At 37.3% G+C, this 11,872-nt stretch carries 11 protein-coding genes and 1 riboswitch; of the genes, 5 read left to right on the top strand and 6 right to left on the bottom strand.

Annotated features, from left to right (window positions below):
- Window positions 1–22 precede the first annotated feature (22 nt).
- Window positions 23–1,963: a glycoside hydrolase family 15 protein gene (locus AC4G3K_RS11565; protein WP_491133359.1), complete on the top strand. Its 1,941-nt coding sequence runs from the start codon at window positions 23–25 to the stop codon at window positions 1,961–1,963.
- Window positions 1,964–2,279: 316 nt separating this feature from the next.
- Here the strand turns inward: AC4G3K_RS11565 and AC4G3K_RS11570 are convergent, their stop codons facing one another.
- The gene (locus AC4G3K_RS11570; protein ID WP_491133360.1) at window positions 2,280–2,438 is read right to left on the bottom strand and encodes a hypothetical protein; all 159 of its coding nucleotides are present in this window, start codon (window positions 2,436–2,438) and stop codon (window positions 2,280–2,282) included.
- Window positions 2,439–3,082: 644 nt separating this feature from the next.
- Here AC4G3K_RS11570 and AC4G3K_RS11575 point away from each other — a divergent pair.
- A complete protein-coding gene (locus AC4G3K_RS11575) occupies window positions 3,083–4,027 on the top strand; it encodes a cation diffusion facilitator family transporter (protein WP_491133361.1) in 945 nt (314 codons plus the stop codon).
- Between the two features lie 167 nt (window positions 4,028–4,194).
- Window positions 4,195–4,518 carry a helix-turn-helix domain-containing protein gene (locus AC4G3K_RS11580; RefSeq protein WP_491133362.1) on the top strand — a complete coding sequence of 108 codons (324 nt, stop codon included), beginning with the start codon at window positions 4,195–4,197 and terminating at the stop codon, window positions 4,516–4,518.
- Window positions 4,519–4,655: 137 nt separating this feature from the next.
- Here AC4G3K_RS11580 and AC4G3K_RS11585 read toward each other — a convergent pair whose 3' ends face one another.
- The gene (locus AC4G3K_RS11585) at window positions 4,656–4,781 is read right to left on the bottom strand and encodes an anti-repressor SinI family protein (protein WP_491133580.1); all 126 of its coding nucleotides are present in this window, start codon (window positions 4,779–4,781) and stop codon (window positions 4,656–4,658) included.
- A gap of 34 nt (window positions 4,782–4,815) precedes the next feature.
- Window positions 4,816–4,898, bottom strand: a riboswitch (cyclic di-GMP riboswitch).
- A 129-nt stretch (window positions 4,899–5,027) separates the two neighbouring features.
- On the bottom strand, window positions 5,028–5,237 hold the full coding sequence (locus AC4G3K_RS11590; protein ID WP_491133363.1) for a hypothetical protein: 210 nt from the start codon (window positions 5,235–5,237) through the stop codon (window positions 5,028–5,030).
- Between the two features lie 607 nt (window positions 5,238–5,844).
- On the opposite strand from AC4G3K_RS11590, the gene AC4G3K_RS11595 reads away from it, so the two are divergent.
- On the top strand, window positions 5,845–7,068 hold the full coding sequence (locus AC4G3K_RS11595; RefSeq protein WP_491133364.1) for a YHYH domain-containing protein: 1,224 nt from the start codon (window positions 5,845–5,847) through the stop codon (window positions 7,066–7,068).
- Between the two features lie 10 nt (window positions 7,069–7,078).
- A complete protein-coding gene (locus tag AC4G3K_RS11600; protein WP_491133365.1) occupies window positions 7,079–7,240 on the top strand; it encodes a hypothetical protein in 162 nt (53 codons plus the stop codon).
- 100 nt (window positions 7,241–7,340) lie between these two features.
- Here AC4G3K_RS11600 and AC4G3K_RS11605 read toward each other — a convergent pair whose 3' ends face one another.
- The 3 genes from AC4G3K_RS11605 to AC4G3K_RS11615 all read right to left on the bottom strand — a co-directional run bounded on the left by AC4G3K_RS11605 (window position 7,341) and on the right by AC4G3K_RS11615 (window position 11,762).
- Window positions 7,341–8,516 carry a PDZ domain-containing protein gene (locus tag AC4G3K_RS11605; RefSeq protein WP_491133366.1) on the bottom strand — a complete coding sequence of 392 codons (1,176 nt, stop codon included), beginning with the start codon at window positions 8,514–8,516 and terminating at the stop codon, window positions 7,341–7,343.
- A gap of 454 nt (window positions 8,517–8,970) precedes the next feature.
- Window positions 8,971–10,407, bottom strand: a complete 1,437-nt coding sequence (locus tag AC4G3K_RS11610) for a S41 family peptidase (RefSeq protein ID WP_491133367.1) — start codon at window positions 10,405–10,407, stop codon at window positions 8,971–8,973.
- A 245-nt stretch (window positions 10,408–10,652) separates the two neighbouring features.
- Entirely contained in the window at window positions 10,653–11,762 is a 1,110-nt protein-coding gene (locus AC4G3K_RS11615) for an AimR family lysis-lysogeny pheromone receptor (RefSeq protein WP_491133368.1), read from the bottom strand.
- Window positions 11,763–11,872: the final 110 nt, after the last annotated feature.

Below are 11,872 nucleotides of genomic sequence, written 5' to 3' on the forward strand. Positions count from 1 at the left end.
TTCAACATGGAGGGGAAATTAGATGGAAAAGAAACCATATATTACGGAAGCAATAATTGGAAATTCCAGCATGCTGGTATCTTTAACAAAAGATGGACAGGCGCAAAGAATCACGTGGCCGAATATCGACTTTCCCCAGCATCTAAATCTATTTTATACAGGTATTCGCGGCATTGAAGGCTCGGTAAAGACCTTCTTCCTTCATGAGAATGTTTGGAATCGTCAACAAGCTTATATTGACCGTACAAATATTTTAGAAACCATCTCTACGCTCGGAGGTTCTGGCTTGTCGATCAGACAGATGGATTTCGTGTTACCAAATAAAGATGTCTTTGTACGGCACTTTACATTCAAAAACCTTTCAGAACGCCCACAAAATCTAAGTTTCGTGATTTACAGCGATTTTATGATTGATGAAAAAAGACGCTACCAAACGGTTAAGTTTGATGAAAATACAGATAGCTTTATTCATTATCACAGAGAATATGGCTTTGCGGTTGGCTCTACTCATAACGTCAATAGATTTCAATGCGGGGCTACATTTAAGGAATTAAATGACGGTTATCTACCCGGAAAAAGAATAGCCAATAAATCATCTTGCGGGATTGAATACGCACCGCTTTCTCTTAACCCAAACGAGGAAAAATCAATCACACTTTATATTGCAGCAGGCAGTGGCTCAAATAAAGCAATTGATGTCTTAAAGGATGCTAAACAGGTCTCCTTTGAGGAACATCTACAGGAGACTTTGCACTACTGGTATGATTATTTAGATCAAGCTAAGCCAGTCGAGATTAAAGACAAACGAACAAAGAAAATATATGAACGTTCTTTGCTTATGTTTCATTTAATGAACAATAAAAATGGCGGTTTTATCGCTGCTCCAGAAGTAGATGAGGAGTATGCCTTTTCAGGAGGATATTCCTATTGCTGGGGCCGTGATGCTGCCTATACGGCTACAGCTTATGCTCGTGCAGGCTATCATAAACAAGTCAAAGAGTTTTATAGATTTGCCAAAACTCTTCAGGATGAAGATGGAAAATGGGATCAACGTCACTATTTAGATGGACATATAGCTCCTGCCTGGGGAATGCAAATAGATGAAACAGGTTCTATTTTGTGGGGACTTCATCAATTTCACGAAATGACCGGTGATGAAGAGTTTATGGTTGAAATGTGGCCTGTTATTGAGAAGGGCGCCGATTTTCTCACCCAATTTATTGACCCTATCACCCATCTTCCACTGCCAAGTATGGATATTTGGGAAAAAAGGGAAGCTGAACACTTTTATTCAGCTGCAGCTGTGTATGGAGGACTTATGGGCTCTGCTGCTTTTGCCGAAAGATTAGGTCATCCCGAAAAAGCAATTCTTTATCGAAATACAGCGGCAGCAATGAAAAAGACAATTCTGCATATTGGTTACAACGAGACAAACGAGTCTTTTTTCCGCGCTTTTCATTTAAGGCTTGATGAACCGGCCTATTTAAATAAGAAAGCACAGGGCAAAGATGTATCGAAGGAGTATGACTCCAAAGGGTATCCAATCTATCGTCAGGTAAGAGATGATGTGATTGATATATGTCTGCTTGGCCTTCAGGTACCGTTCAATATGATTGATGCCAATGATCCAAAAATGAAGCAGACGGCTGCAACCATCGACAGGCTGTGCCGCTCCAAAATCATTGGAGGGGTTGAACGTTTCCCTGGAGATATCTATATAAGTGGTGACCCTTGGATTATAGCTACCTTATGGCTTGCAATTTATTATATAAAAATCAATAAACAGCTGGAAGCTAAGAAATTATTTAATTGGGTAGTCGACCATGCCACTGATTTAGATCTTCTCGCTGAGCAAATTGACAAAATTACAGGCCGCCCTGCCTGGGTATTGCCACTTACCTGGTCACATGCCATGTTCATATTAACGGTATTAGAAATGAAAGAGAATGGCATGGAAGTATAAGAGACCTTGTGGATAAGTGGGTTTTTCCACAACCTTATACCCGGTTATCACAATTTCTTTTAAATTTGATAGAGGCGAACCCACTTTTCCCTGTGGATAAATAATTTACTCTACATCTTTTGGAAGAACTAAAAGGATCTTTAGGCTAATGATTGATAGCCTGAAGATCCTTTTCTTTTTAGATGTAAATATTAAATCCTAAATTTCTGAACAGCTTGTGCACGCGCTTCTGCCCGTTTAGATAAATTTTGGAAGGTGCAGCTATTTCACCGACAATAGCAGAATGTTCTCAAAGGCAGCCGTTATCTTTTCGATATTACTGGATGATTGTATAGAAATGGCGCTCAGCTGCTCCATGGGTACTATCCATCCTTTGCAGGGATTCTGAAATAATGGTTTTCTCTTTTGCGGCTAGTTCAGAAACAGGTTCCGAACTCTTCGGAACCTTCGCCACATGATCAGTAATTCCCTGCATACCCTCCGAAGGATTCGCAACCCCTTTGTTCATGTGGACATTATGCTGATTTTGATTTAAATGGACTAATGTTGATGATTCAGATCCTTATATACTTCATTTTCATAACACTATTTTCTATATAATTCAAAAAGACTACTTATTAAAGCTTACTTCTATCCTCGCTCGGAAATAATTGCTGTACTGATTTATAATCCTCCAAACAGAACTGTTTACTGACAAGTGTTTAGGTAATTCTTATAAGAACATAAGCAGTCTTCCATCGATTAAGTTTAAATTCAAATGGTTCTTTATACTGTAACATCACTGATTTATAATCAGAATGCCTCTTATCATTGATCTTAAAAAGGATATTAAAGGTAAAAGGTATGCTGTTGAACATTATTAAGAGTTTTAAGTTGACCTTAAACAGGATTTTAAAATAAAATTATTTAGATAAATCAAAAAATATTTGAAATAAACCTATTTTTGAATGGATATACACTAAATCAACCCGGGCTTTTAAAGCAAATTAGATTTTTAGTTTACGGTAAATATTTATAAAAGAGGGTACATATCATATAAGCATGGGGTTAAAACGATTCCAGAATATCTATATACAAGTAGCAGACATTAATAAAGCAGAGGATTTGGAGGTGCTTACGATGTCAGAACAACAATCCCATCACCATGGGCACAATCATAGTCATAACCATGGAAGCGGGGGTCATCACCATCATCATGCAAATAAAAAAGCACTTGCCATTAGCCTTGGGTTCATTTTCGTCTTTATGATTATTGAAGTCATCGGCGGTATTTGGACTAATAGCCTTGCTCTTCTTTCCGATGCAGGCCATATGCTCAGTGATGCAGCTGCTCTGGGGTTAAGTTTATTTGCCTTTACATTTTCTGAGAAGGCAGCTGATTATTCCAAAACCTATGGCTATAAACGCTTTGAAATATTGGCTGCATTTATAAATGGCCTAACATTAGTCATCATTGCCTTCATTATCTTTTGGGAAGCCATTGAACGCTTTAAAGAACCGCCTGAGGTCAGTGCAAACATGCTTTGGATTGCTTTAATCGGGTTAATCGTCAATTTAATAGTGGCCTGGATTTTGCTGAAGGGAGATACAGAGGAGAATCTGAATATGCGCGGAGCTTTTCTTCATGTATTAGGCGATTTGCTCGGTTCAGTAGGCGCGATTCTTGCTGGTATTTTAATTATTCTGTTCGGCTGGAATATGGCAGATCCAATCGCCAGCATCATCGTCGCAACCCTTGTCTTAGTAAGCGGCTGGCGTATATTGAAGGATTCCTATCATATATTAATGGAAGGTGCTCCAGCCGGCATCAATATAGAGCAGGTACGAGATAGCCTCATGGGCATAGAGGGTGTCCTAGATATACATGATTTGCATATTTGGACCATAACATCAGCGTTTCCAGCTCTTAGCTGCCATGTAGTCGTGGAGAAAGAAATAGACCGAGATCTAATCCTTGTTCAATTGCAAAAACGGTTAATCAACAATCATCAGATTGAACATTGTACGTTTCAAATCGAAGGACAGCATATAAGAGAGAATATTCATCATGGAACATGTAATTAGTACTGAAATAAGGATTTCCACCCTTATAGGAAGTCATATTTTAGCCATTTTTTTGAATCAAATTCCAAAAGCATTTGTATGTGAAGGTTCTAACTATTATAATAAATTAATGGGTTGCGGATAAATTTACATAATTTGTACTTTTTCATTCAGAAAGGGAATATAAAATGATTGGTGATCGTGTAAAAAAAATTAGAAAAGAAAAAAAGTTGTCTATGACGGAATTGGCAGAGAAAGCGGGAGTTGCAAAATCCTATTTAAGCTCGCTCGAGAGAAACATCCAAGTTAATCCGTCTGTCCAATTCCTTGAAAAGATAGCAGCTGTTCTTCATGTACCGCTTGATGCTCTTTTACATGATGAACCAGACATGAATAATCTTGATGAAGACTGGGCTCAGTTAGTAAAAGAAGCAATGAAATCAGGTGTATCTAAGGATCAGTTTAAGGAATTTATTGAATTTAATAAATGGCGTATTAATAAAGAAGAGTAGAAATGTCATAGGAATGGATTCAGATTAAGCTTAAATCACTTACACAACACCTGTAAGTGGTTTCTTTTAGAACGAAAATAAAATAAATACCCCGATCGCTAACACTATAATCGAGGCAGCCCTTTTCCTATTCATTTTCATTCCTCTTTCTTTCCTTCTCTCTCTAGAAAAACCCTGATATCTTCTTTACTAAACCCTAATTTTCGGGCAATCAATATCAGTTCGACCCAATCTCGATCCAATTCAGCACTTACTGTATTCACCAATTTGATTCCCCCTAAAATACTCTCTTGTATTTCAGGCAATCCAGCCATCATAGTTAATACCTTAGACCTGTGACTTTGCGTCCTTATTTTTCAATAAGTTTGCCTTTTTCTGTTAACTATAAATCAGTATACTATCTTTTGACCTATTTTATTGACACTATTTGTAATTTATTAATAAATACCTAATTATATTTTCCTTCATTTTTCTACAAATATAGGTAAAAAGAATCACTACGCCGTGTTTTAATAGGTTTTTTGTGTCGTAAATAAATGAAATTTGTCGTTTTGAGCTTGATATTTCTCATAGTAGACTTGTTTATTGGCGGAATACTCGACTGCCCTTAGCACCTGTTGCTTGGTTAAATCGTTCCCACAGGAAGGGCATAGCCACTCTCCCATATCACAGCTACTATAAGAAGCTCGATAACAAAGATAACAATTTTTGCGATACATAAAATCCCTCCTTCTATTTGTTCTCTTTTAAGAACACTAATTCCAAAAAAATATTACCTTTCTATTGATCCTTTTAAACAATTATTATATACATGACTTATTCATCTCTTTCGCACTGCAAAAGACCTACTTGGTGTTCTTTTTTAAGAACATCTTACTATTATTATACTATTCAGTCAAATCTGATTGAAAACCTTTTTTAAAGAGAGTAGCTGGACGTGCCTGGGGCTGTTCTTTAATTGCTTCAATGTATCCTTTTTAGAAGACTATCCCGATGTAAATGAAAAAATCCTCTCACAGAGAGAGAATCCAGACTGTAGACAAAGTCCTTATTATAAGAACCTTTGTCTGCTGTTTTTTTATGCTGTTCTCCCCTATTCTGCAGCAAATAGGACAGTTCCTTATATATCAGTTACCTCATTATAAAAATAGCTCTGTATTTTTTTAAGCATCATGTTAGATAGACTATATGGAGGAGACCTAAACCATCCTTATATATACTATAATCCCATTTTAAACGGTAAAAATAATAGAAAATCTGTTTATTGTATAGATAATATTTACTAACACCACTATAATATACATAAAATAACAAAGGAGGGAAAAATTGAATAATAAAGTCGCATTTTTCTTAAGTCTATTACTATTACTTTTTGGCACAAATACTTACGCACATAGCGGGAGAACAGATTCTAATGGTGGGCATAATTGTAGTCCAAAATCACAAGCTAAAGGCCTATGCTCCGGTTACCATTACCACAATGGTGGTGGCTCAACCTCTGAAGACTCATCTACAAATGAAAAGCCGGCTACAACCAGCAACAACAAGAATTGTACTGATTTTGCTACTTATGATGAAGTAGTTAACTATTGGAACTCAAAAGGATATACAGCTACTAACGATCCGGAAAACTTAGACGGCCGGGGAAATGGTCAAGTTGATGATGGTATTCCATGTGAAGCTCCGAGTGGATATGATAAAACCAAAATCAATAACAGCCCTGAGCAACTTCAATTTCAACAGGAGAAAGCTGACACTGATAAAGGTGAGAGTCAAGGGTATAACCAAGGTCTAAAGGATGGTTATACTGAGGCGGGTGCTAGTGAATCTATTTCTGAAGGTTCAGAAGCATTTAAATCTGGATATAACAATGGCTATAGCAAAGGATATGAGAAAGGCACACAGAAACTAGCATCCGAAAAAACGAATGCAAATAATGATGGTTATGCTTTAGGTAAAAAACAGGATAAGATTGCAATTCCTGAGGCCTACTCCAAACATCCAGGTTTAAAAGAATCCTATGAAAGCGGCTTTAATAAAGCTGTGACAGAACGAATTGAAGCTAAGAAAGAACATTACCAAGACCTAGGCTATAAAGACGGTAAAGTAGATACTCACTCCCCTCCCCAAAATATACAGGGAGACTTTATAAAATCTTACCAAGAAGGTTATGAGAAAGCTCAAGAAGAATTGAAAAATGAATACTATACTATGGGTTATGAAGCTGCATTTACAATGTTGGAATTCAAAAAGCCAAAATTTCCTAACGATAAATTCACACAATGGTATAAAGAAGGATTCAATTCTAATGAAGAAGTTTTGGAAATAGAAGAGGCTGGATACCTTTTAGGAGAAACTGGTGAAGACTATTCTATTCCATCTGAATTAAAAAAAGGGGAAAAAATATTTAAACATTATTATCAAGAAGGTTATAAACAACACTCAGAAGAGCAACAACAAAATCAAGCTACTGCAGCTGGTGGTGTTGGACTAGCAGCTATTAGTTGGTTAGGCAGAAGAATTTATGTTGTTAAAAAAATGATTAGTTAAGGTGGTTGATATGAGTATTTATCAAACTGTTTGTTATAAAGTTGAAGACATGTTTATTAAGGTATTAGCAAAAAAAGAGGAACCAGCTATCGTTAAAGAGAAAGTAGAACGATATAGAACCGAGAAAGAACTTGCTCGCCTTCAAAGAAAAGAGGCAAGAGCTCAGAAATGAATTTAACGAGATTAAGAGAATAAAGTACTCTTTCAATCTCTAATAAAAAGGAGGTCACAGCTTTATACCTGTGACCTCCTTTTTGGATATTAGCAGACTTCTACCTCTTCCACTCATTGTCCACCATCAATATACCAAGTTCATGATGGTCACCCTCGTACAAGGCATTTTGAACAAGCCTGATTTGCTCATTCGTATCGTAGACTTCGAGTTTACAATGGGCACGATTGGATTGTAATGCTTTATACAGATCATCAGAACTGAAAACCTGTTGACCATTCACCCGGGTCAAACGCTCACCCGCTTTTAATCCCATCCGTTCAGCTGGAGATTCCGGTAGGACACCTAAGATCACTAGTCCTTTTTTTCCCGATGTGAAGTAAGGATTTAATTGACTTTCATTCTTTTTATACACAAAGTGTATAACTTCCCTGCCAATAATCGCAATGATTACAGCTGCTAAACTGCTAATGGGATACCACTTTCCAACTACAGCCAGAACCAACACAACGAAACCAAGAATAGCTACATGAGTCCCAATCTTTCCAACCACATTGCCCATCAAATTACTTTTCACTTTAAAGGAGAACCCTATAAAAAATGGGACTAGAATGGGGCTCCAATCTGTTCCGTCAAAAGTAAAGACGGGCCAGAAATCTCCGGGTACTTCTAGGACTCCATTGGGAATAAATAACAAGACAGGCACGAGCCAAACTCTTTTCGTTCTTTGCGCTCCAATAAAGAGACCTCGTTTCCCTTTTTCAACTGTTGGAGATACTTGAATGGCTCCTCTATTCCGAATTAAAAACCCCTCTGTCATTAACAGCAAACCTGTTAAAACAGCTATTGAGGGATAGATTGCCTGCTCAAATGAAAAATACTTATTACTCAATATACCGTCAAATCCCGTTCCAAATAAAATATAGATAACGAGAAAAGCCAGTCCAACTGTATACGCTGGAGAAAGAAATCTGATTTGCATGCTTAAACTTATCAGTAACATAAGGATGCCCACTACTAAAATAAAATCAAACGGAACATTTAAGCCAATCAGCCCAGTAATAATGGAGAGAATAAGTCCCCAGACTAAACTTGGTACTATATATTCCTTCATTTCTATCATAGGATCTTCCACACGGACATGAAACAGTTTTCTCTCCTGTTTGACCCTCATGGAGCCGAGTATATAAGTAAGTATGAATCCAACATAAAAAAGCGGGTGTAAAAACAATTCCCCTATACCTTTAGCTATTTCAATTATCCACGTTTCCCACAAATTAATCACCAACCTTGTATACACTTACTTAATATTCTATCAAATCCCCCCTTTCTTTCCTATCATTCTTTTATGATTGTTATAAGTAAATAGCCAGCGTATGAGTTTAACCGACTAAATTCTCCATTTTCATACAAATATCCCCTGTTACGTAAGATGGCTGTTAATGTCTGAATATCAACTGAATGGACGGGATAATAACAGTATTTGCAACATGTACGTTATAGTTCATATACATGGTCGTTCTAATCACAGGCCTTTTACTGCTCATGCCCCTACTGCTTAAATAGCTGATGAAAAAAGCAAAAAGTGAAGGCATTTCCCCTCACTTTTGATGGTTCCTTTATTAAAAGTATTGAAATACAAAGTCTGAGTATGACTTATTATACAAAAGCCCCCTTACGAAAGACCTTTTTTAATTATCTGCTCTCTTGTGCACTTAAGAAAACCAGCCTTACTGTTGTGCTAACCAGCTTAATCCAGTTTGCAGCTGTCGATCATTTTTTTCATCCTTGATCATTTTTACGATCGTTTGCTGAAGCTTTGCTGCCTGATCCCGATCAACCTCACCGGTTACCGGAAGTTTATGGATTCGCTGAAAGGCTTGGACAGCTTTTTCCGTCTTGCTGCTAAAATAACCATCAGTACGTCCAGGGGCGTACCCTGCTCCATCCAACATCTGCTGCAGAGTCTTAACCTGCTTATTATTCATATCCTTACGTAGCGTTTCTGTAACAACCAGAGGCTGCAAAGCATAATAGCTATCTTGCTGCACGGACATCGTTGGCTTAATGCCTTGTTTATGAATCCACTCCCCTTTTGGTGTGAGCCATTTATAAAAGGTCAGCTTAATCGTGCTTCCATCACCCAGTGAAACCGGCTGCTGAACGGTCCCTTTTCCAAATGTTTTTTCACCTATCAGCGGATATCCTTCTGCTTCCTGCATGGCGCCGGCAAATATTTCAGAAGCTGATGCGCTTCCTTTATTAATAAGGACAGCAATTGGATACTCTTTCTCTTCTTTTAGTGTAGAGAAGAATTTATTCTTCTTCCCATTTCTCTCCTGAATTTGAATATAAGGATGCTCATTCGTCACAAACTCCTTCAGAACTTCCTGGACACTTGTCAACAGTCCACCAGGATTTCCCCGCACATCAATTAGCAATCCATCTATCCCGTCCTCTTCCATATCTTTAAGCCCTACAAGAAAATCGTCTGCTGTCTGTTCACTGAATGAGGTAATTTGGATATACCCTATCTTTTTATCTCTTACTTTTTTTAGAGCCGTATGGACTGTTTCAATTGGGATTTCATCACGCTCTACTAAAAAGGTAATCGGAGTATCATTACCGCCTCTTTTAATGTCAATAGTCACTTTAGTACCGACTTTACCACGGATTAAGGATACGACATCATAAAGCTCCATTCCTTTAACTTCCTTGCCCCCAATACGGATAATCTCATCACCGGGTTTAATTCCAGTTCGCTCCGCCGGAGAATTTTTAAACGGGGACACAATGATAAATCTTCCATCCATCAAACTGATTTCAGCTCCAATTCCCTGAAAACTGGAATCCAAAGTTTGCTGAAACTGAGAGGATGTTTCTTCATCCATATACACCGAATATGGATCATTCAACTCGCCAAGCATCCCTTTAATGGCCCCTTCAGTCAGTTGCTTTTCATTTATACGCTCTACGTAATTAGACGTAATAATATCATAAGCTTGTTTTACTTTTTCTAGCTGGGGCCATGAATCAGCTTGATTCTCTTTTTGATCCTTAGATTCCAGCGATTGCTCCAACGTCTCATACTTCCACCAAAAAAAAGCCAATGTCACAACTAATAGAACAATGACTACAACAAAAGGCCAGTACCTCTTACTATTCATATATCTCTCCTTCCGATTTTTTAAATTCACCCAATAAAAAAGCACTGCACATATCAATGTGCAATGCATAGGTCTACTATATACAGTATGAATGGCTTGTACATAGTATGATTATTATTATCGATCAATTTGCGGGCGGGCACCTGGAGCAATCGGTCCTGGATTATGAGCAAATACTGCAGAACTGCCAAAAGCGTAGTCAGTATCATAACGCAATGAACAATCCCGCCATTCGCTTCATCAACCTATTCCCCTCCCAATCTTTGTTTATATCTATGTACATTCTCAGAGTTTAATAGTTGAAGATATAAATAGTTCGAGTTGGATATAAAAACATCCTTGGCTACCTGCAATAACGTATCATTATTGGAGGCTATACTATAAAAAAACAACTGCTCAGATGTCAAATATCCATTCTCTTTTTTAAGCTCTTCCAATATATGTACAGCCTCTTCCGCTCGTCCTGTCACAATGTAACGATGGGCCTTTTCAGCATCATCATCCGGCACAGAGTCTATATCAACTCCCCAATAAGAATTCAAAAAGTCCATGGTTTTCATCAAATATTTCATTCTTGTATGCTTAGTATCGGAGGGCAACGAACTCACAGTAGCCATTGATTTTTTGATCCAGTATCTTGCCGCCTCATAATTTTCAAACAAAAAGGATTCTCCCATTGTATGAAAGAAAGCGGAATAAATAACCGGAAAATAAACCTCCAGTTCACGCCTTTCGAGCACTTCCATGCATTTTTCTCTGCAAAGATCTATTTTATTCATATATAAATAAGTAAGAACTTCTATTTCAGCTAATCGGATAGAATAGGATTCACGCAAATAATCATTATCCATTAACTCAACCATCGGCGCTACGACGTGCCTAACCTTATGGAATGGTTCGTATAATCCAGTCTCACTGATGCCATATAAGTGAATAATCAAGGAAAGGATAAGTGTCTCATTATTTGTATTTTTCACTTTGAAGATGGCGTCAATTAAGTCCGTTCCTGTTAACAGTCCTTCTTTCTGTTTACTAAAGATGGTATATATAGCGATCCATGTTCTCATTTCGGGATGATCAAGTTCTTTCTCAGACTGGAGGAGAGATTCTACTTCTTTCATATCTCCCTGCATCATAAAATATTCAAGTAAGATATGAGGTTTTATGGCATTCCTGCATTTCATATATAATTCTTTCAGAAAATCCTTCTGTTTTACATAGTTAGTCGGGAATAAGTCATTCAGAGAAAAGATCATACTATGTATATCAATTTTGGCAGGATCATAGAATTCTTTTTGTTTACTAATAAAATCAGTAAACTGCTGCTGATCGTCCTTGATTAAATAATCCTTCAAAATTATATCCTCCATGCCACACCTCACATGTTGTAAAATTTTCTAGTATAATACAAATTTTAGCAGTTGATGTCTAAATAGTATATATTATTTATTCTCCAAATTTTGGT

The sequence above is a fragment of the Bacillus sp. z26 genome, from assembly GCF_058313635.1.

Coding starts and splice junctions, on each gene's coding strand:
- AC4G3K_RS11565 (WP_491133359.1), top strand. CDS start 23: ATGGAAAAGAAACCATATATTACGGAAGCAATAATTGGAAATTCCAGC.
- AC4G3K_RS11570 (WP_491133360.1), bottom strand. CDS start 2,438: ATGCAGGGAATTACTGATCATGTGGCGAAGGTTCCGAAGAGTTCGGAA.
- AC4G3K_RS11575 (WP_491133361.1), top strand. CDS start 3,083: ATGTCAGAACAACAATCCCATCACCATGGGCACAATCATAGTCATAAC.
- AC4G3K_RS11580 (WP_491133362.1), top strand. CDS start 4,195: ATGATTGGTGATCGTGTAAAAAAAATTAGAAAAGAAAAAAAGTTGTCT.
- AC4G3K_RS11590 (WP_491133363.1), bottom strand. CDS start 5,237: ATGTATCGCAAAAATTGTTATCTTTGTTATCGAGCTTCTTATAGTAGC.
- AC4G3K_RS11600 (WP_491133365.1), top strand. CDS start 7,079: ATGAGTATTTATCAAACTGTTTGTTATAAAGTTGAAGACATGTTTATT.
- AC4G3K_RS11610 (WP_491133367.1), bottom strand. CDS start 10,407: ATGAATAGTAAGAGGTACTGGCCTTTTGTTGTAGTCATTGTTCTATTA.